The organism is Neisseria canis, assembly GCF_900636765.1.
Taxonomy (GTDB): Bacteria; Pseudomonadota; Gammaproteobacteria; order Burkholderiales; family Neisseriaceae; genus Neisseria; species Neisseria canis.
This window is the reverse complement of record NZ_LR134313.1, coordinates 171,326-191,058: the sequence shown is the minus strand read 5'-3', so window position 1 is coordinate 191,058 and position 19,733 is coordinate 171,326. Positions and strand designations below refer to the sequence as shown.

The window sequence follows — 19,733 nt, the reverse complement described above, 5'->3', positions numbered from 1 at the left end:
TGGCGTTATTCCGTGCTGATGTTCAGTGATTTCCAGCCTGAATCAAGTTGCCAGCTTTTCGAATTGATGGCGTTAATCTGGAAAGGTTTGGGAAGCTTGGAGGTGCTGAGCGCCAATCTGATTTCTGCTCGGACACTTTCCGCGGTTTCGCCCGATAAAGCGCCTGATGGCAATACGCGCCAATCGGAAATGGCGCCGACCCCGCGAAGAGCGGTTTCTAAATTATTGTATTCTGTGGAGAACGTTCCGACACTTATTCGGTAACGGTTGGTGAGTGGGTGATATGAGAGCTTGTAGGAAACTTGGCTGTCGCTGCCTACGATTTGGTTGAATTTGAATTTGTAAGCTGCCCAGGTGGGTGCGGATAATTGATATTGCAGTGTGAAATGCAGCGGAACGCCTTGCCTTAGGGCCTGCTTGAGTTGATCGGGCAATTCGTTTTTGAAACGGCTGCTGATGGCCAGCTGACCATTTTCGGTTAGGTAAGCTTGGCTGCGGAGTGCACTGATGCCTTCTGCCCGGGAGGAAATGGGGAAGAATGCAGTAAGGGCTATAAAAAGCAGTAGAAAGGCACTACCGCTTTTGAATAAGCGCGTAATAAAAGCCATCTTGGTTGTTATTTGGGAGTAAAACATGTGTTTCGTCGCATTGGGCATCAGCATGCCGGTTTAGGAATTTTTGTAATTGGCTGCTGTTTTCTTCTTCAAATATGGAGCAAGTTGCTAAAAGCATACGGCCGCCCGGTTTGAGAAGCTCCCAAAGGGTATCGAGTAATGTTTCTTGCTGGCGTGCTGTTTTGAATGCATCCGTGGGGCGGCGTAGCCATTTGATGTCGGGATTGCGCTTTACTACGCCGGAGGCGGTGCAGGGTACGTCGGCAAGTATGGCATCAAATATTTGCCCATCATACCACGATGCCGTGTCTTGTGCGTCGGCGCAGCGGATAACAATGCCTGTCTGAAAGCCTAAACGGTCTAAATTGTTGCGTACGCGCGCCAAACGGGCTTCATCGATGTCTAGTGCTGTGAGGTGGCAGTCTGCCAATTCCAGTATGTGGCCGGTTTTTCCTCCGGGCGCGGCACAGGCATCTAAAATGCGCTCGCCGTTTTGCGGTTTTAAGATCAATGCGGCTTGTTGCGCACCATAATCCTGCACGGATACCCTGCCTTCGCTGAATCCGGGAATTTGGCTAACGGGCAGGGCTTCTTTCAGTTTTACTGCATGGGTGCCCAATTGTTTGGCTTCAATGCCTGCTTCTTGTAATTCATCTATGTAGCGTTCGGCATTTGTGTGGCGGCAGTTGATGCGTAGTGTTAGCGGCGGATGGCTTTGTGATGCAGTGATGATGTTGTTCCAATATTTCGGATAGTGGTTTTGCAGATATTTAACCCACCATTCGGGATGGTTATATTTGGCAACTATATTAGTTTTGCATTGTGTGTTGAGCTTGTCTTTTTCACGCAGAAAGCGGCGCAAAATGGCGTTGGCAAACGAACGGTATTGGCCTTTGCCGATGCGGGCGATTGCTTCTACTGCTTCATTGACAACTGCGTGCGGTGCGTTTCGCGTATGGTTGAGCTGGTAGAGTGCAACCAGCAGCAGGCTTTCCAATTGCGGATGGGTAATCGGCTTTTTCAGCATTCGGGCAAGCATAAAACGCAAGCTGCCCGCGTAACGCTGGCAGCCGTAAGCAATATCCTGCAAAGCACCTTTTTCAGACAGGCCTAAGTCTGGGTTGGCCGAGCGGATATCGGCAAGTACATCTTGCAGGTTTCTGCCTTGTGCAACTTCTGCGACGCTTTGTGCTGCTAAGGTTTGAATGCGTGCCAAGCTCATAATACGGTGCCTTGATCAATGTGTCTGCCTGCTGCAAAAGCGGCAATATCCATACGTTTGCTGCCGGCGGGTTGCAGCGAGGTGATGCGTAAAGCCTGTTCTTCACACGCCACTACCAAGCCCTCGGAATCACAGCGCAGCACTTCACCCGGTGCGCCTGTTTCGTTGATGATCTCGGCCTGCCAGATTTTCAACGGAGCATCCTGCCATACTGTCCATGCCGCCGGTACGGGGTTGAACGCCCTGATTTTTCGTTCGATTGCAGCAGCCGGTTGATGCCAATCGATCTTGGCTTCTTCTTTGTTTAATTTTTGAGCGTAAGTGATGCCGTTTTCGCTTTGCTTAGTGGCAGTTAAGCGGCCGGATTGAGCGAGTTGTTGCAAATCTGCCACGATTGCTTGAGCGCCGATTTCAGCTAGGGCATCGTGTACTTCATTGGCTGTGTCGGTGGGTTGGATGGTGTATTTGTGTTCGCTGATAATGTCGCCCGTATCCAAGCCTGCGTCCATTTTCATGATGCATATACCGGTTTCGGTATCGCCGGCTTCGATGGCGCGCTGTATAGGGGCGGCTCCGCGCCAGCGCGGGAGGAGTGAGGCATGAATATTCAGACAGCCGTGTTTGGGGATGCTTAAAACAGCTTCAGGCAGAATCAACCCGTAAGCGGCAACCACCATTACATCGGCATTTTGTTCGCGCAGTAAGGCTTGGGTTTCTTCACTGCGCAAGGTTTGCGGTTGGGCAATGTTTAAACCGAGCGTTTGTGCCGCTTGCTTTACCGGGCTGGCTTGCAGCTGCATACCGCGGCCTTTCGGGCGGTCGGGTTGGGTCAATACCAAAGGGATGTGGAAACCGGCATCTGCAATGGCTTTAAGCGCGGTGGCGGCAAAGTCGGGTGTGCCGGCAAAGATAACGTTCATAAGGGGTATGCCTGTCTGAAAAGTTTATAAGTCGTGTTTTGCGCGTTTTTTCAGCTTGGTTTTGATGCGGTTTTGTTTCAGTTGGGAAAGATGTTCGACAAACACTTTGCCCATCAAATGATCCAACTCGTGCTGTATGCAGATGGCAAGTAAGCCGTCGGCTTCCAAGGTAAATTTCTCGCCGTTTTCATCAAGCGCTTCAACGGTTACCCTTTCGGCGCGCGTTACATTATCGTAAATGCCGGGAACGGAAAGACAGCCTTCTTCGTAAGTGGTTTCACCGTCTTTATGGGTAATTTGCGGGTTGATGAATACGCGCGGCTCGTTGCGCTCTTCGCTTAAATCCATCACAACCACACGTTCATGCACATCTACTTGGGTTGCCGCCAAACCGATGCCGCGGGCTTCGTACATGGTTTCAAACATGTCGGCAACCAAAGTTTTAATGCGCCCGTCAATTTCCGCAACCGGTTTGGCAACAATATGCAGCCGTTCATCGGGATATTTTAAGATATTTAATAAAGCCATAATTCTCTCGATAACAATAATGTCAGTTTTCTTTCAACGCTAGGATATTAACTGAAAACGGTGTTAAAATACCGCATTAAGTATTTAGGGGCGGGTTAAGTTAATTGGCTCGTTTGTTTTAATTAATTAAACGAATAGATGACTGTATTGAAGTATTTCAAGGGGAGTTCGTCATGCAAAAACATATTATAACCTTGCTTTGTGCGCTTGGCGTGGCTATTTCTGCGCCGGCTATGGCTAAATCGAAGGTAAAAGCCAAAAAAACATCCAAAGCAAAAATCAGCCGTACTTACAATCAAAGTGAACACATTCCTACCGTTAAGCTGGCGCCCCGCGTGCGCGAAGTGTCTTCCGGCTACGGTATCCAAGCCGTGAACGTGGATTTTTTCCGTATGTTTATGCGGCATCCGCAAGTGATTCCGCAAAAGGAAACTCAAAATGCACCACGCTTGATTAAAGGCCCGGACAATCGGGTAATGTATAGTAAAGGTGACCGCGTTTATGCTTACGGTATCAATGAGCCGGGTCGCTATTTGGTATACCGTGCGCGTAAAGATGTTCTCGATCCGGAAACCAATAAGTTTTTAGGTCAGGAAGTGGTATTCAGCGGCATTATCAGCACTTTGCCTTACACCAACAGCGCTTTAGACGCGCGCAGCGAAAAAGATGCCCAATATTTGCAGGACGGCGAATATTACACCCGCTTACATCCGCTGGCTAAAGTGCCTACCAAAACCGCACAACCTATGGTAGTGGAAGAAGCGATTTCGGAAATCAAAAAAGGCGATTATCTGCTGAAGTTGGATGAAAACCTGCAAACACTCAATCGCAATATTCAGCCCCATGCGCCCAGTCAACATATTGATGCGCGTGTGGTATCGATTTTCGACGGCGTAGGCGAAGCAGGCCAGTTTCAAACCATTACTCTGAATAAAGGTGAGGCGGGCGGTTTGGATGTGGGCAGTGTAGTGAGCTTATATAAAAAGAGCCAACAGGTTAAAATGGATTTTGACGAAGGTAAAAAAGGCCGACGCAGCATGATGAAATATGTGTCTATTCCTGCTGAGGAAGTCGGCCTGGCAATGGTGTATAAAACCAGCCAAAATTTATCTTCGGCTATTATTCTGGAGAGCCTAACCAATATCAATATCGGTGATGTGGCTTCGGAATCGGGGCAGGATTTGGATAATATGAAGAGCGATAAGGTTCATGTGAGAAATGTTCCGCAGGATCCTCATGATACCGAACACAACGAATATAATTACAGAAGCAACATTAATCCCTATTAATTCTGGTGGTTAAGAATTAATGCCTGTCTGAAATAAAGCACACAAAATTTGTGTGCTTTATTATTTCTATTGAGGGCGGGGATATGGGTATTTGCTGTAAATTGTTCTTTACAGTATATGAGCTACATGTGAAACTGTAATTAAGAAAATAATTTTAATCCGGTAATAATGCCTGTCTGAAACACATTACAAGGCGGAATAATGAATCATTATGAATACTATGCTTGGGTGCAATTGGCACTCACGCCTTACATCGGTGCCGAAAGTTTTTTAAACCTTATCCGTTTTTTCGGCTCTGCTAAACAAGCTTTAGCCGCGTCGGCAGAACAAATTGCGCACTTGGTGCACCATAAACAGGCGGCAAAAGAGTGGGATACCGGACGTGAGCTTGCAAAAGCTTCGGCTGATGCGGCGTTAAAGTGGTCGGAAGGCGAACGTTGCCGTTTGATGTTATTGGGCGACGAAGATTTTCCTTTAATGCTGACGGAAGGGCTTACTCCGCCTCCCTTGCTTTTTTTGAGAGGCAATCCGGAGTTGTTGTGCCGCCCTTCGGTATCGATTGTCGGCAGCCGTCATGCAACACCTCAAGCGATGCGTATTGCTCATGATTTTGCCCAAACCTTGTCGCAGCAGGGTATAGGAGTGGTTTCGGGTATGGCATCCGGCATCGATACTGCGGCACATCAAGGCGCTTTGGCCGGAGATGGGGGAACGGTAGCGGTGTGGGGAACCGGAATTGACAGAATTTATCCTCAATCCAATCAAAAATTGGCTTATCAAATCGCTGAAAAAGGCTTGATTGTGTCGGAGTTTCCTTTGGGTACCAGACCTTTGGCCGGGAACTTTCCGCGGCGAAACCGTTTGATTGCTGCGCTGGGGCAGGCTTCGCTGGTAGTGGAAGCTGCATTGGAATCCGGTTCGCTGATTACGGCGAAGTTGGCGGCTGATATGGGGCGAGAGGTCATGGCGGTGCCCGGTTCCATAGACAATCCGCACAGCAAGGGATGCCATAAACTAATTAAAGAAGGTGCGAAACTGGTAGAAAGCTTGGAAGATATTTTACAAGAATGTCCGCGGTTGTTGCAAAAACCACAAGTATCATCATATTCTATATATAGGCAGTCTGAATCCCGTCAGAGTCAGGATTCGTCCGCGGAGCAGAAAGAAGACAACTTTATTTCTAAATGCCTGTCTGAAAAACATAACAAAAAAGAAGCCGAGAGCCTGTTGGAAAGAATGGGATATGCTCCGGTTCATCCCGATAGCTTGGCTGAACAACTGCTTATGGCAACGGCGGATGTATACGCATTATTGTTGGAAATGGAGCTTGATGGCATCGTTGCTGCAATGCCTGGAGGGCGTTACCAGCGGATTGCAAAATAAAATTAGGAAGTTAAGGAACGACATGGCAGATGTAATTGCTTTTTTAATCGAACATTTTGGAAATTTTGATGCATGCCCGCCTTCCAATGATTTGGGGGTGTTGCTGGAAGAAGCCGGCTTTGGCGATGTGGAAATCGGTAATTTACTGATGTTGTTGGAAGCTTTGGAGAGCCAGCCCAAAATGAATCTACCGGAAAATGCCGGTAAGGTTGTACGGGTTTATTGCCGGGAAGAGTTGGAAGTTCTGCCTCAGGAAGTGTTGGGTTTGCTGCATTATTTAGAGCAAGAGAAAGCAATTGATGCAGCGCAACGAGAGTTTGTGATTAATGCCTTATTGTTTATGCCGCAGGAAGAAGTAACGGTTAATATGGCGAAAATTCTGGCTTTGTTGGTGTTGTGGGCCCACCAGTCCGAGTTGCCTGTTTTGATTGGTGATGACTTGATGGTTGCATTGCATGGTGCGGCAACGATGCATTAAGTCGGTACAGTATCTGTTTTTCTTTTCAGACAGGCATTCTTTAACCTGAATGCCTGTCTGAAAACATAATAAATTTAAAAATTATAGAGAGCGGCGTAGATGACCAAAAATTTATTGATTGTCGAATCAGTTACCAAAGCTAAGTCCATGCAGAAATATTTAGGCTCTGATTTTCAGGTGCTGGCATCTTACGGGCATGTGCGCGATTTGATTCCTAAAAATGGGGCGGTTGATCCCGAGCATGACTTTGCCATGAAATATCAAATTGTCGCCAAAAACGGCAAACATGTGGATGCCATTGTGGCAGCCGCAAAAGAGGCAGACAATATTTATCTGGCCACCGACCCGGATAGGGAAGGCGAGGCCATTTCATGGCATTTGTGGGAAATCTTGAAAAGCAAGCGCGGTTTGAAAAATATTCATCCGCAGCGCATTGTGTTTCATGAAGTGACCAAAAAAGCCGTTCAAGAGGCGATTCAAAATCCGCGTGAATTGGACTTTAATTTGGTGGATGCACAACAAGCGCGCCGTGCCTTAGATTATTTGGTGGGTTTTAACTTATCTCCTCTGCTTTGGAAAAAGATTCGTCGGGGATTGAGTGCGGGCCGTGTACAAAGCCCCGCGCTGCGGTTGATCTGTGAGCGGGAAAACGAAATCCGTGCTTTTGAAAGCCGGGAATATTGGTCTGTCCATATGGACAGCCATAAAGGCCGCCAGAAATTCAGCGCCAAGTTGACGCACTGGCAAGGCAATAAGATGGAGCAGTTTTCTTTGCCGGACGAAGCTTCGCAGGCTGAAGTGTTGAAAGGTTTGGAAGGCGAGAAGGCTGTTGTTACTGATGTGGTGAAAAAGAAAGCGACCAGAAAGCCGGTTGCTCCTTACACTACTTCTACCATGCAGCAGGACGCAGTGCGCAAACTCGGTATGACTACCGACCGCACCATGCGTACGGCCCAGCAGCTTTTCGAAGGTATCGATGTAGGGCAGGGCGCAGTTGGTTTGATTACTTATATGCGTACCGATAGCGTGAGCCTGTCTGCCGATGCGGTTGTTGAGTTGCGGCATTATATTGAAAATAAAATCGGCGCGGATTTTCTGCCCAAAGAAGCGAGAGCTTATAAAACCAAATCGAAAAATGCCCAAGAAGCACACGAAGCGATACGGCCAACGTCGGTTTACCGTACGCCGGAAAGTGTGAAGCCGTTTTTAAGTACCGATCAATTTAAGCTTTACCAAATGATTTGGCAGAGAACGGTTGCTTGTCAGATGGTGGATGCCAAGTTTGATGCAACTACGGTTGATATCCATGTTGGTCAAGGCGTGTTCAGAGTTACAGGCCAGGTGCTTGCGTTTGCCGGCTTCTTGAATGTTTATCAGGAAGGCCAAGACGAAGACGATGAAGACGAAAACAATAAAAAACTGCCTGATTTGAAGCTGGGGGATGAACTGCCCGTCGACAAGCTTTATGGTGAGCAGCATTTTACCCAACCGCCTCCGAGATTTAATGAGGCCACATTGGTAAAGGCGCTGGAAGATTTCGGTATCGGCCGCCCCTCAACCTACGCAAGCATTATTAAAACACTCAAAGACCGAGAATATGTTACCGTGGATCAGCGCCGCTTTATGCCTACTGATACCGGCGATATTGTGAATAAATTCTTAACAGAGCATTTTGAGCAATATGTAGATTATGATTTTACGGCCAAGCTGGAAGATAGTTTGGATGAAATCGCCAGCGGTAAGCGCCAATGGATTCCTGTTATGGATAAATTCTGGAAGGGATTCCACAAGCAGGTGGTTGAAAAGGAAGGAATTGAGCGGGCTAAAATCACTACTGAAGAATTAGAAGAAATTTGCCCGAAATGCGGCAATCATAAATTACAAATTAAATTCGGCAGACGCGGCCGTTTTATTGCCTGCTCTGGCTATCCTGACTGTGACTATACGCGAAATGTGAATGAAACCGCAGAAGACGCGGCAAAAGAGTTGGAAGAGCCAACAGTAGTCGAAGGGCGGGATTGTCCGAAATGCGGTGGGCAGTTGGTTTATAAAAAAGGCCGTTATGGTAAGTTTATCGGCTGCGCCAATTACCCGAAATGCAAACATATCGAGCCGTTGGAAAAACCGAAAGAAACCGGTGTGGCATGTCCGAAATGCGGTAAAGGCCAGCTAATCGAGCGAAAATCACGATATGGTAAACTTTTTTACAGTTGCAACACTTATCCGGATTGCGATTATGCAGTATGGAATCCGCCTATTGCAGAAACCTGCCCCAATTGCCAATGGCCTGTTTTAACGATTAAAACGACCAAGCGAAGAGGCACTGAAAAAGTTTGCCCGCAAAAAGAGTGCGGCTGGGGCGAACAAATTGAACCACCTGCACCTAAGGAATAAAAGCTGTAAAGCGGATATTAATATCCGCTTTTCTTTATCTGTTTAGGCTGAGTAGTTTACAAGTTACAGAACTAACTAGGTTTTGTTTCGTGAAATACTGCTTGTCGGCGGTGTTACATCCCGGAAATTGTTCAGACAGGCATTCATAGGCTGCACATAGTACAGTTAAAAAATCAATTTGAAACAACAATCAAGGCCTGTCTGAAAAAGGAGGTTAAGGTGTCAAAACATTCAAAGCACGCTAATCAAGTAAGAATTATCGGCGGTAGCTGCAGAGGGCGGAAAATCCGATTCTTATCAGCCGACGGTTTGCGTCCTACCGCAGATATGGTTAGAGAGCGGCTATTTAATTGGCTCGGTCAAGATTTGACCGGTCTGAAAGTGCTGGATTTATTTGCAGGCAGTGGTGTTTTGGGGTTAGAGGCGGCGTCTCGTAATGCCAGACATGTTGTAATGGTGGAAAAATACAAAGATAGCAGCCGCCTATTGCAGCAAAATGCAGTTGAACTGGAGCTTCAAGATAAGATAACCGTAGCATCTCAGGATGCGCTTAATTATTTAAAATCATCAGGCGAAAAGTTTGATGTAGTGTTTCTTGATCCACCATATATATGGGAGGATTGGGAAATATTATTCGAAGTGTTGGAAAAATGCCTGTCTGAAAAAGCAATGGTGTATATAGAAGCAGCAAATATGCCTCCAATCCCCCAATGGCTGTATCTGCATCGTAAAGGCAAATCAGGAAAAAGCCTATTTGAAGTAAGAATATATCAACCCTAAGTGAAAAATAAGCAATAAAAGGCCTCATGATGTCAGCATCTATATCACACTGAATTGGTTTATACTTCTTTGATTTTAATAATTATTCTCAAATTGAAAAATAGCTTAAACAGCCAGCGAAAAAAACAGTTTGTGCTATAATCCTCAGTTAACTAATTAAGTTTAAATTTGAAAATATAAAAGGATTTTGAAATGTCACTCTTTATTACGGATGAGTGCATCAATTGCGACGTATGTGAACCGGAATGCCCTAATGATGCAATTTATCAGGGCGAGGAAATCTATGAAATCAATCCGAGCTTATGCACACAATGTGTTGGCCATTATGATGAACCTCAATGCCAGCAGGTATGTCCGGTAGACTGTATCTTAATAGATGAAGAGCATCCGGAAAGCCAAGAAGAGTTGCAGGCTAAATATGAACGCATTGTTGCGGCAAAATAGTCTGAAATAATTCGTTTATAAATTAAAATTTTAAGAGATAATTGGAAAAATATAACGAATAATACTTGACGGCTTTTAAGCTAGTTTGTATTATTCGTTTTCTCTTGAGGTGGGATTCCCGAGCGGTCAAAGGGGGCAGACTGTAAATCTGTTGCGAGAGCTTCGAAGGTTCGAATCCTTCTCCCACCACCAAACATCCAAGTTTATGGGGCAAAAGAATAGTAAGTATGCGGGTGTAGCTCAATGGTAGAGCAGAAGCCTTCCAAGCTTACGGTGAGGGTTCGATTCCCTTCACCCGCTCCAATTCATATTGGCCCATGTAGCTCAGGGGTAGAGCACTCCCTTGGTAAGGGAGAGGTCGGCAGTTCAAATCTGCCCATGGGCACCAAATTCTTGAAATCCGTAACTTTAAACAAAACTTTTATTAAATATAGGAAATTGCCATGGCTAAGGAAAAATTTGAACGTAGCAAACCGCACGTAAACGTTGGCACCATCGGTCACGTTGACCATGGTAAAACCACATTGACAGCAGCACTAACCACAATTTTGGCTGAGAAATTTGGTGGTCAGGCTAAAGGCTACGACCAAATCGACAATGCTCCGGAAGAAAAAGCCCGCGGCATTACCATTAACACTTCACATGTAGAGTATGAAACTGAAACCCGCCACTATGCACACGTAGATTGCCCGGGTCACGCAGACTACGTTAAAAACATGATTACCGGTGCAGCCCAAATGGATGGTGCGATTTTGGTATGTTCTGCAGCCGACGGTCCTATGCCGCAAACTCGCGAACATATTCTGTTGGCTCGTCAGGTGGGTGTGCCTTACATTATCGTATTTATGAATAAATGCGATATGGTTGACGATGCAGAGTTGTTGGAATTGGTTGAGATGGAAATCCGTGACCTGTTGTCTAGTTACGATTTCCCGGGTGATGACTGCCCGATCGTCCAAGGTTCTGCATTGAAAGCTTTGGAAGGTGACGCAGCATACAAAGAAAAAATCTATGAACTGGCTGCAGCATTGGATAGCTATATTCCTACGCCTGAGCGCGCTGTCGACAAACCGTTCCTGTTACCGATTGAAGACGTATTTTCTATTTCTGGCCGCGGTACCGTAGTAACCGGTCGTGTTGAGCGTGGTATTATCAACGTAGGCGATGAAATTGAAATCGTAGGTTTGAAAGAAACCCAAAAAACCACTTGTACCGGTGTTGAGATGTTCCGTAAGCTGTTGGATCAGGGGCAAGCTGGTGATAACGTTGGTGTTTTGTTGCGCGGTACTAAGCGTGAAGAAGTGGAGCGCGGTCAAGTATTGGCCAAACCGGGTACAATTACACCTCACACCAAATTTAAAGCTGAAGTGTATGTTTTGAGCAAAGAAGAAGGTGGTCGTCATACTCCATTCTTTGCAAACTACCGTCCTCAGTTCTACTTCCGTACAACAGATGTGACAGGTGCTGTGACTTTGGAAGAAGGTGTTGAAATGGTTATGCCTGGCGAGAATGTAGCCATCACAGTAGAATTGATTGCACCGATTGCTATGGAAGAAGGTTTGCGTTTTGCGATTCGTGAAGGTGGCCGGACTGTAGGTGCAGGTGTGGTTTCTTCTATTATTGCTTAAAGTTTAGAGGCCAGTAGCTCAATTGGTAGAGTATCGGTCTCCAAAACCGAGGGTTGGGGGTTCGAGACCCTCCTGGCCTGCCAAATCAGAAAACTAACCGGCCTTATGAGTCGGTTAGTTTTTATTAATTTGTTTGGGTTTAAAATGACAGAGAAAACACCTTCTGAATCACACTCACCTAATACGGGTATTGCTCAGTGGGATAAAAAAAGCAACCAAGTTAAGAAAAGAATAAGCGTTGCTGATTACATGAAGTCAGTTATCGCATTTTCTATATTTGGTTTAGGGTTGTGGGTGTACTATTTTAATGTCTTGAATATTTCCCTGTATTTAAGATATGCGCTCTTAGTTTTGAGTGGTTTGGTTGCAGTGGTAATGATTTTGTCTTGGTGTCAATATGGCAGAGGCTTTCTTTCTTATATTAAAGATTCGTATGTTGAATTTAAGAAAGTTGTTTGGCCGACTAGAGCCGAGTCTACTAAAATTACAATTAGAGTAATCATTTTTGCACTAATATTATCAGCCTTTATTTATACTGTAGATAGCCTGATTACTATAGTATTTAATGCAGTATTGTTGAGAGGTTAAGAAAAATGGCTAAATGCTGGTATGTTGTTCAAGCTTATTCTGGCTTTGAAAAAAATGTCCAAAAAACCTTGAAAGAACGAGTTGCTCGTGAAAATATGGAGGGCTATTTTGGTGAGATTCTTGTGCCAGTTGAAGAAGTGGTGGATATCAAGAATGGGCGACGTACTGTTAGTGAACGAAAGTTTTTTCCGGGTTATGTTCTTGTGGAAATGGAAATGACGGATGAGTCATGGCATTTGGTAAAAAGTACGCCTAGGGTGAATGGCTTTATTGGTGGTACTGCGAATCGGCCTATTCCTATTTCTCAGAAAGAAGTTGAGTCGTTGATGAATCAAGTGGGCAAGGGTGATACTGATCGTAAACCTAAGCCTAAAGTTGAGTTTGATATTGGTCAGCAAGTGAGAGTAAATGATGGTCCATTTGCTGATTTTAATGGCGTAGTAGAAGATGTTGATTATGAGCGTAACAAGCTAAGGGTTTTAGTTCAGATTTTTGGCAGAGAAACACCTGTTGAGCTTGAATTTAGCCAAGTTGAAAAAATTTAACTTTGAATTAATTTTTCGAAAATATTGAAATACAAAGTCACTTAATTTTAAGCATAAAGTGGCTTTATCATTTTAGATATTTATGAATAATACGGTTTATTCATAAATATGGGATTATTTAATCAGTTGCAATTAAATAAAAAGCATTTTATAATTTAAGACTTGATTTTTTGGGGAGTGGAAGTTTCCACGTTATACCCGTTATTAGGAGCTTAATTGTGGCAAAAAAAATTATTGGTTATATTAAACTGCAAATTCCTGCAGGGAAAGCGAACCCTTCACCGCCGGTTGGTCCAGCATTAGGCCAACGTGGTTTGAATATTATGGAATTTTGTAAAGCGTTTAATGCGGCAACTCAAGGGATGGAGCCTGGTCTTCCAATTCCTGTGGTGATTACAGCTTTTGCTGATAAATCATTTACTTTTGTGATGAAGACGCCCCCTGCTTCAATCTTGTTGAAGAAGGCGGCTGGTTTGCAAAAAGGTAGTTCAAATCCGTTAACTAGCAAGGTAGGTAAAATAACACGTGCGCAACTGGAAGAGATTGCTAAAACTAAAGAGCCAGACTTAACTGCTGCTGATTTAGATGCGGCTGTTCGTACTATTGCTGGTTCTGCTCGTTCTATGGGTCTCGATGTGGAGGGTGTGTAATGGCTAAGGTGTCCAAGCGTTTAAAAACTCTGAGGCAGTCAGTTGAGGCCAATAAATTATATTCAATTGATGAGGCTATTTCTTTAGTGAAGAAAGCTGCGACAGCAAAATTTGACGAGTCAATTGATGCTTCATTTAATTTGGGTGTTGATCCTCGCAAGTCTGATCAAGTGATTCGTGGTTCTGTTGTGTTACCTAAAGGTACGGGTAAAGTTACTCGAGTAGCTGTGTTTACCCAAGGTGCTAATGCAGAGGCGGCAAAAGAAGCTGGTGCAGATGTTGTAGGTTTTGAGGATTTAGCCGAAGAAGTCAAAAAAGGTAATTTAGATTTTGATGTGGTGATTGCTTCTCCTGATGCTATGCGCATCGTTGGACAGTTAGGAACTATTTTGGGGCCTCGTGGCTTAATGCCGAACCCTAAAGTAGGAACAGTAACCCCCAATGTTGCAGAAGCTGTTAAAAATGCAAAAGCAGGCCAAATTCAATATAGGACAGACAAGGCTGGTATTGTACATGCAACAATTGGTCGGGCTTCTTTCTCTGAAACTGATTTAAAAGAGAATTTTTACGCATTGTTAGATGCTTTGGTTAAAGCAAAGCCTGCTGCTGCTAAAGGCCAATATTTAAAGAAAGTGGCTGTAAGTAGCACGATGGGTTTAGGTGTTCGGGTCGACACAACGAGTGTGAACAACTAAGCAGTAAGATTTTATAGGTGACTTTTGGGTTGCCAAAAGTCACCATATACTATGGGCTACTTAATTATTTAAGTAGATGTCCAAGACCGTAGGGATCGAAAGATTTAATAATTTAACCCTACGCAGACGGTAGTCCTGAAGTGTTAAAGCAAAATTGCTTGTGAATGTCTTTTCAGGTTGCCGCGCTGGTGAAATATCTATTTTTGCTTTTAGATATTTTGATTGTAAACAGTGGGAGGTAGACCTTGAGTCTCAATATTGAAACCAAGAAAGCAGCCGTAGAAGAAATTAGTACAAGTATTGCTAATGCTCAAACTATGGTTATCGCCGAATATCGCGGTATCAGTGTTGCTAGCATGACAGAGTTGCGTTCCAATGCACGAAAAGAAGGTGTGTATTTACGCGTTCTTAAGAATACATTGGCTCGTCGCGCAGTTGAAGGTACTTCATTTGCTGCTTTAGCTGAGCAAATGGTAGGCCCTTTAGTTTATGCTGCATCAGAAGATGCTGTTGCTGCTGCAAAAGTGTTACATCAATTCTCGAAAAAAGATGACAAAATCATTATTAAGGCAGGTTCTTATAATGGTGAAGTTATGGATGCAAGTCAGGTTAGTGAGTTAGCATCTATTCCAAGCCGTGAAGAATTGTTGTCTAAATTGTTATTTGTTATGCAAGCGCCTGTTTCAAGTCTTGCTCGAGGATTGGCTGCTTTGGCAGAGAAGAAGGAAGGCGAAGCTGCTTGAAAATAACAGCTTTATTAACTAAATAATCAAATATTTTGAATTAAAAATTAGGAGTTTGATAGCATGGCTATTACTAAAGAAGACATTTTAGAAGCAGTTGGTAATTTAACTGTAATGGAGTTGAACGACTTAGTTAAGGCGTTTGAAGAAAAATTTGGTGTATCAGCTGCTGCTGTTGCTGTTGCTGCTGGTCCTGCTGCTGGTGCTGCTGCCGCTGAAGCTAAAACTGAATTTGATGTTATTTTAGCTTCTGCCGGTGACCAAAAAGTAGGTGTTATTAAAGTTGTTCGCGCCATTACTGGTTTAGGCTTGAAAGAAGCTAAAGATATGGTCGATGGTGCTCCGAAAACGCTTAAAGAAGGTGTTTCTCAAGCAGAAGCTGATGATATTAAGAAACAATTGGAAGAAGCTGGCGCTAAAGTCGAAATCAAATAAGCTTTTTCTGCAGATTGGGCTGGCAGTTTACTGCCAGCCTTATTTCGCTTTTAGAAAAATATAACTCATAAGTTTACATAAATTTTCTATTTTTTGGTTGTTACACAGTAAATTTATTTAAATTTGTGAATATGGACTTGTTAATAAGTAAGATTCAATAGTTTCTCTTTAACCATCTTTCCGTTTTTGGGAGTGTTTTACATGAGTTATTCTTTTACAGAAAAGAAGCGCATTCGTAAGAGTTTTGCAAAGCGTGCAAATGTTTTGGATGTGCCATTTTTGTTGGCAACACAATTAGACTCTTATTCTAAATTTTTGCAGCAAGAAAAACCTTTTGATAAACGTAGTGATGATGGTTTGCAAGCTGCATTCAATTCTATTTTCCCGATAGTTAGTCATAATGGTTACGCACGTCTTGAATTTGTGCATTATATTTTAGGGGAGCCTCTGTTTGACATCGCTGAATGTCAATTACGCGGCATCACTTATGCTGCTCCTTTGCGTGCTCGTATCAGGTTGGTGATTTTAGATAAAGAATCCTCTAAGCCTACAGTAAAAGAGGTGCGCGAAAATGAAGTTTACATGGGTGAAATTCCTTTGATGACCCCAAGCGGCTCTTTTGTAATCAATGGAACCGAGCGGGTTATTGTATCTCAGCTGCATCGTTCCCCCGGTGTGTTTTTTGAACATGACCGTGGTAAAACGCATTCTTCTGGTAAGTTATTGTTTTCCGCAAGAGTTATTCCCTATCGTGGTTCATGGTTAGATTTTGAGTTTGATCCAAAAGATTTATTATATTTCCGTATTGACCGTCGTCGGAAAATGCCTGTAACTATTCTTTTAAAAGCTTTGGGTTACAGCAATGAGCAGATTTTAGATACTTTTTATGATAAAGAAACATTCTATTTATCTAAAAATGGTATTGAAACAGACTTGGTGCCTGCTCGTTTGAAAGGTGAAACAGCTAAGTTGGATATCGCAGATAAAGATGGCAATGTTTTGGTAAGTGCCGGTAAGCGTATTACTGCTAAAAATATCCGTGATATTGAAAAATCAGGCTTGAAGCGTTTAGCGATAGAACCAGATACTTTGATTGGAAAAATTTTAGCCAAAGATGTTGTTGTGCCTGATACAGGTGAAGTATTAGCTGTTGCTAATGATGAGATTACAGAAGAATTGTTGGCTCAGCTGGATATCCAAGGCGTTACCAATTTGGAAACCCTGTATATTAATGAGTTGGATCAAGGTGGTTATATTTCTGCAACATTAAGTACAGATGAGACAGTTGATCAACAAGCCGCAAGGGTAGCGATTTACCGCATGATGCGTCCTGGTGAACCTCCTACAGAGGAGGCGGTTGAGTTGTTGTTTAACCGCTTATTCTTCAATGAAGATAGCTACGATTTGTCGCGTGTTGGCCGTATGAAATTTAATACACGGACATATGAACAAAAATTGACTGATGCTCAAAAAGCATCTTGGTATGGTCGTCTAATTAATGAAACCTTTGCAGGTGCTGCTGAGAAAGGTGGCTATGTATTAAGTGTAGAGGATATTGTCGTTTCGATTGCAACTTTGGTTGAGCTGCGCAATGGTCATGGAGAGGTAGATGATATTGACCATTTGGGTAACCGCCGTGTCCGTTCTGTCGGAGAGCTTACGGAAAATCAGTTCAGAAGTGGTTTGTCACGTGTCGAACGTGCAGTAAAAGAACGCTTGAATCAAGCAGAGTCAGAAAACTTAATGCCTACCGATTTAATCAACGCTAAACCGGTTTCTGCGGCCATTAAAGAGTTTTTCGGTTCCAGCCAGTTGAGTCAGTTCATGGATCAGACCAACCCCCTGTCTGAAATTACCCATAAACGCCGTGTATCGGCTTTAGGTCCAGGTGGTTTGACCCGTGAACGAGCAGGTTTCGAAGTGCGGGACGTGCATCCAACCCATTACGGTCGCGTATGTCCGATTGAGACGCCTGAAGGTCCAAATATCGGATTGATTAACTCATTATCTGTATATGCGCGAACAAATGAATACGGCTTTTTAGAAACTCCTTACCGCCGTGTTATTGATGGCAAAGTAACCAATGAAATTGATTATTTGTCTGCTATTGAGGAAGGCAGGTATGTAATTGCACAGGCCAACGCAGAGTTAGATGAAGCAGGCAATTTAACAGGTGATTTAATCACTTGCCGTGAAAAGGGCGAAACCATTATGGCTACCGCGGACCGCGTCCAATATATGGACGTTGCAACCGGACAGGTGGTTTCTGTGGCGGCTTCGCTTATTCCCTTCCTTGAGCACGATGATGCGAACCGTGCATTGATGGGTGCGAACATGCAGCGTCAGGCCGTTCCTTGTTTGCGTCCTGAAAAGCCAATGGTAGGTACAGGCATTGAGCGTTCCGTTGCTGTTGATTCGGCAACTGCTATTGTTGCGCGCCGTGGCGGCGTGGTGGAGTATGTGGATGCCAACCGTATCGTAGTGCGTGTGCATGACGAAGAAGCCACTGCCGGTGAAGTAGGTGTGGATATTTATAATTTAGTGAAATTCACACGTTCTAACCAATCTACTAATATCAACCAACGCCCTGTGGTTAAAGCGGGTGACGTGTTACAACGCGGTGATGTAGTTGCCGACGGTGCCTCTACTGATTTGGGTGAGTTAGCATTGGGCCAGAATATGACCATCGCGTTTATGCCGTGGAATGGTTATAACTACGAAGATTCAATTTTGATTTCGGAAAAGGTGGCAGCAGATGACCGCTATACCTCTATTCATATCGAAGAATTAAACGTAGTTGCCCGCGATACCAAATTGGGCGCGGAAGAAATTACCCGTGATATTCCGAACCTTTCAGAGCGTATGCAAAACCGTTTGGATGAGAGCGGTATTGTTTATATCGGTGCAGAAGTAGAAGCGGGAGACGTATTGGTGGGCAAGGTAACGCCTAAAGGTGAAACCCAATTGACCCCGGAAGAAAAATTGCTACGCGCCATTTTCGGTGAAAAAGCCAGTGACGTGAAGGATACCTCATTGCGTATGCCTACCGGTATGAGCGGTACAGTGATTGACGTTCAAGTTTTCACCCGTGAAGGTATTCCGCGTGATAAACGTGCGCAATCTATTATTGATGCCGAATTGAAACGCTATCGTCAAGATTTGGGCGACCAATTGCGTATTTTCGATAATGATGCATTCGACCGTATCGAACGTATGCTGGTTGGGCAAAAAGCCAATGGCGGCCCTATGAAGCTGACTAAAGGCAGTGAGATTACTTCCGAATATTTAGCAAGCCTGCCCAGTAAGCACGATTGGTTTGATATCCGCCCAGTTAGTGAAGATTTAGCGAAACAGCTCGAGCTCATTAAGCTCAGTCTGCAGCAAAAACGAGAAGAGTCTGAAATTCTTTATGAAATTAAAAAGAAAAAAATGACTCAAGGCGACGAACTGCAACCCGGCGTACAAAAAATGGTGAAAGTGTTTATCGCTATTAAACGCCGCCTGCAAGCAGGTGACAAAATGGCTGGTCGACACGGTAATAAGGGTGTGGTATCCCGTATCCTTCCGGTAGAAGATATGCCCTATATGGCAGACGGCCGCCCTGTGGATATCGTATTGAATCCGTTGGGCGTACCTTCTCGTATGAATATCGGTCAGATTTTGGAAGTGCATTTGGGCTGGGCTGCAAAAGGTATCGGTGAACGCATCGACCGTATGTTGGCCGAACAGCGTAAAGCAAGTGAAATCCGTGAATTCCTCAACCGTTTGTACAACGGCAGCGGTAAACAGGAAAATTTGGATGAGTTGAGCGACGAAGAAATTCTGGCTCTTGCTGAAAATCTGAAAGAAGGTGCAACCTTTGCTTCCCCGGTATTCGATGGTGCCAAAGAGGCCGAAATCTACGAAATGCTTGATTTGGCTTACCCGAGTGATGATCCGGAAGTTCAAAAATTGGGTTTTAACGATAGCAAAACGCAAATCACTTTGTATGATGGCCGTTCCGGTGAGCCGTTTGACCGCAAAGTAACGGTAGGCGTGATGCATTATCTAAAACTACACCACTTAGTGGATGAGAAGATGCATGCCCGTTCAACCGGCCCGTATTCACTCGTTACCCAGCAGCCTCTTGGCGGTAAAGCACAATTCGGTGGCCAGCGCTTCGGTGAGATGGAGGTTTGGGCGCTTGAAGCTTACGGCGCAGCCTACACCTTGCAAGAAATGCTTACCGTTAAATCCGATGACGTTACCGGCCGTACGAAGATGTATGAAAACATTGTTAAAGGTGAACACAAAATCGATGCGGGTATGCCTGAATCTTTCAATGTTTTGGTAAAAGAAATCCGTTCGCTGGGCTTGGATATCGATTTAGAGCGGTATTGACAACGGTTTTCAGACAG

At 44.4% G+C, this 19,733-nt stretch carries 17 protein-coding genes, 4 tRNA genes and 2 pseudogenes; 19 read left to right on the top strand and 4 right to left on the bottom strand.

Annotated features, from left to right (window positions below):
• Positions 1-5 precede the first annotated feature (5 nt).
• From EL143_RS00895 to def, 4 genes are read right to left on the bottom strand one after another with little or no spacing between them, the layout of a single operon-like run.
• On the bottom strand, positions 6-608 hold the full coding sequence (locus tag EL143_RS00895; RefSeq protein ID WP_085417476.1) for a DUF4390 domain-containing protein: 603 nt from the start codon (positions 606-608) through the stop codon (positions 6-8).
• Positions 574-1,836: a 16S rRNA (cytosine(967)-C(5))-methyltransferase RsmB gene (gene rsmB, locus EL143_RS00890; protein ID WP_085417477.1), complete on the bottom strand. Its 1,263-nt coding sequence runs from the start codon at positions 1,834-1,836 to the stop codon at positions 574-576. The genes EL143_RS00895 and rsmB overlap by 35 nt, the downstream gene beginning before the upstream one ends.
• Positions 1,833-2,756, bottom strand: coding sequence for a methionyl-tRNA formyltransferase (fmt, locus tag EL143_RS00885; protein WP_085417478.1), 924 nt, complete (start codon positions 2,754-2,756; stop codon positions 1,833-1,835). The genes rsmB and fmt overlap by 4 nt, the downstream gene beginning before the upstream one ends.
• Positions 2,757-2,780: 24 nt before the next feature.
• A complete protein-coding gene (gene def, locus EL143_RS00880) occupies positions 2,781-3,284 on the bottom strand; it encodes a peptide deformylase (protein WP_085417479.1) in 504 nt (167 codons plus the stop codon).
• Positions 3,285-3,457: 173 nt separating this feature from the next.
• Between def and EL143_RS12540 the strand changes: the two genes are divergently transcribed.
• From EL143_RS12540 to rpoB, 19 genes and pseudogenes are all read left to right on the top strand, one after another.
• Complete coding sequence (locus EL143_RS12540; protein ID WP_232001314.1) at positions 3,458-4,573, top strand: peptidoglycan-binding protein LysM; 1,116 nt, start codon at positions 3,458-3,460, stop codon at positions 4,571-4,573.
• Between the two features lie 201 nt (positions 4,574-4,774).
• Positions 4,775-4,846 (top strand): annotated as a pseudogene (locus EL143_RS12900) (hypothetical protein); the annotation flags it as partial.
• Between the two features lie 126 nt (positions 4,847-4,972).
• Positions 4,973-5,956: pseudogene (gene dprA / locus EL143_RS00870) on the top strand (DNA-processing protein DprA); the annotation flags it as partial.
• 22 nt (positions 5,957-5,978) lie between these two features.
• Positions 5,979-6,434 (top strand): DUF494 domain-containing protein, encoded by a 456-nt coding sequence (locus EL143_RS00865; RefSeq protein ID WP_085417481.1) that lies wholly within the window; start codon positions 5,979-5,981, stop codon positions 6,432-6,434.
• 99 nt (positions 6,435-6,533) lie between these two features.
• The gene (gene topA, locus EL143_RS00860) at positions 6,534-8,828 is read left to right on the top strand and encodes a type I DNA topoisomerase (protein WP_085417482.1); all 2,295 of its coding nucleotides are present in this window, start codon (positions 6,534-6,536) and stop codon (positions 8,826-8,828) included.
• 219 nt (positions 8,829-9,047) lie between these two features.
• A complete protein-coding gene (rsmD, locus tag EL143_RS00855; protein WP_085417483.1) occupies positions 9,048-9,608 on the top strand; it encodes a 16S rRNA (guanine(966)-N(2))-methyltransferase RsmD in 561 nt (186 codons plus the stop codon).
• A 192-nt stretch (positions 9,609-9,800) separates the two neighbouring features.
• Positions 9,801-10,052, top strand: a complete 252-nt coding sequence (locus EL143_RS00850) for a YfhL family 4Fe-4S dicluster ferredoxin (protein ID WP_085417484.1) — start codon at positions 9,801-9,803, stop codon at positions 10,050-10,052.
• Between the two features lie 108 nt (positions 10,053-10,160).
• A tRNA-Tyr gene (locus EL143_RS00845) sits at positions 10,161-10,244 on the top strand.
• 37 nt (positions 10,245-10,281) lie between these two features.
• A tRNA-Gly gene (locus EL143_RS00840) sits at positions 10,282-10,355 on the top strand.
• A gap of 10 nt (positions 10,356-10,365) precedes the next feature.
• Positions 10,366-10,440 (top strand) — tRNA-Thr (locus EL143_RS00835).
• A 55-nt stretch (positions 10,441-10,495) separates the two neighbouring features.
• The gene (tuf, locus tag EL143_RS00830) at positions 10,496-11,680 is read left to right on the top strand and encodes an elongation factor Tu (RefSeq protein WP_126326477.1); all 1,185 of its coding nucleotides are present in this window, start codon (positions 10,496-10,498) and stop codon (positions 11,678-11,680) included.
• Positions 11,681-11,687: 7 nt separating this feature from the next.
• Positions 11,688-11,763 (top strand) — tRNA-Trp (locus EL143_RS00825).
• A gap of 61 nt (positions 11,764-11,824) precedes the next feature.
• On the top strand, positions 11,825-12,268 hold the full coding sequence (secE, locus tag EL143_RS00820; protein ID WP_158087830.1) for a preprotein translocase subunit SecE: 444 nt from the start codon (positions 11,825-11,827) through the stop codon (positions 12,266-12,268).
• 5 nt (positions 12,269-12,273) lie between these two features.
• A complete protein-coding gene (gene nusG / locus EL143_RS00815) occupies positions 12,274-12,813 on the top strand; it encodes a transcription termination/antitermination protein NusG (protein ID WP_085416409.1) in 540 nt (179 codons plus the stop codon).
• Positions 12,814-13,031: 218 nt separating this feature from the next.
• Positions 13,032-13,463 carry a 50S ribosomal protein L11 gene (gene rplK / locus EL143_RS00810; protein WP_085416408.1) on the top strand — a complete coding sequence of 144 codons (432 nt, stop codon included), beginning with the start codon at positions 13,032-13,034 and terminating at the stop codon, positions 13,461-13,463.
• On the top strand, positions 13,463-14,158 hold the full coding sequence (gene rplA, locus EL143_RS00805; RefSeq protein ID WP_085416407.1) for a 50S ribosomal protein L1: 696 nt from the start codon (positions 13,463-13,465) through the stop codon (positions 14,156-14,158). The genes rplK and rplA overlap by 1 nt, the downstream gene beginning before the upstream one ends.
• A gap of 245 nt (positions 14,159-14,403) precedes the next feature.
• Positions 14,404-14,901 carry a 50S ribosomal protein L10 gene (rplJ, locus tag EL143_RS00800; RefSeq protein ID WP_085416406.1) on the top strand — a complete coding sequence of 166 codons (498 nt, stop codon included), beginning with the start codon at positions 14,404-14,406 and terminating at the stop codon, positions 14,899-14,901.
• 63 nt (positions 14,902-14,964) lie between these two features.
• Positions 14,965-15,336, top strand: a complete 372-nt coding sequence (gene rplL, locus EL143_RS00795) for a 50S ribosomal protein L7/L12 (RefSeq protein WP_085416405.1) — start codon at positions 14,965-14,967, stop codon at positions 15,334-15,336.
• A gap of 201 nt (positions 15,337-15,537) precedes the next feature.
• Entirely contained in the window at positions 15,538-19,716 is a 4,179-nt protein-coding gene (gene rpoB / locus EL143_RS00790; protein WP_085416404.1) for a DNA-directed RNA polymerase subunit beta, read from the top strand.
• Positions 19,717-19,733 lie beyond the last annotated feature (17 nt).

What these genes read in the sequence shown, in the direction of transcription:
- EL143_RS00895 (WP_085417476.1), bottom strand. Translation starts at nt 608, where the DNA reads ATGGCTTTTATTACGCGCTTATTCAAAAGCGGTAGTGCCTTTCTACTG.
- rsmB (WP_085417477.1), bottom strand. Translation starts at nt 1,836, where the DNA reads ATGAGCTTGGCACGCATTCAAACCTTAGCAGCACAAAGCGTCGCAGAA.
- fmt (WP_085417478.1), bottom strand. Translation starts at nt 2,756, where the DNA reads ATGAACGTTATCTTTGCCGGCACACCCGACTTTGCCGCCACCGCGCTT.
- def (WP_085417479.1), bottom strand. Translation starts at nt 3,284, where the DNA reads ATGGCTTTATTAAATATCTTAAAATATCCCGATGAACGGCTGCATATT.
- EL143_RS12540 (WP_232001314.1), top strand. Translation starts at nt 3,458, where the DNA reads ATGCAAAAACATATTATAACCTTGCTTTGTGCGCTTGGCGTGGCTATT.
- EL143_RS00865 (WP_085417481.1), top strand. Translation starts at nt 5,979, where the DNA reads ATGGCAGATGTAATTGCTTTTTTAATCGAACATTTTGGAAATTTTGAT.
- topA (WP_085417482.1), top strand. Translation starts at nt 6,534, where the DNA reads ATGACCAAAAATTTATTGATTGTCGAATCAGTTACCAAAGCTAAGTCC.
- EL143_RS00850 (WP_085417484.1), top strand. Translation starts at nt 9,801, where the DNA reads ATGTCACTCTTTATTACGGATGAGTGCATCAATTGCGACGTATGTGAA.
- tuf (WP_126326477.1), top strand. Translation starts at nt 10,496, where the DNA reads ATGGCTAAGGAAAAATTTGAACGTAGCAAACCGCACGTAAACGTTGGC.
- secE (WP_158087830.1), top strand. Translation starts at nt 11,825, where the DNA reads ATGACAGAGAAAACACCTTCTGAATCACACTCACCTAATACGGGTATT.
- nusG (WP_085416409.1), top strand. Translation starts at nt 12,274, where the DNA reads ATGGCTAAATGCTGGTATGTTGTTCAAGCTTATTCTGGCTTTGAAAAA.
- rplA (WP_085416407.1), top strand. Translation starts at nt 13,463, where the DNA reads ATGGCTAAGGTGTCCAAGCGTTTAAAAACTCTGAGGCAGTCAGTTGAG.
- rplL (WP_085416405.1), top strand. Translation starts at nt 14,965, where the DNA reads ATGGCTATTACTAAAGAAGACATTTTAGAAGCAGTTGGTAATTTAACT.
- rpoB (WP_085416404.1), top strand. Translation starts at nt 15,538, where the DNA reads ATGAGTTATTCTTTTACAGAAAAGAAGCGCATTCGTAAGAGTTTTGCA.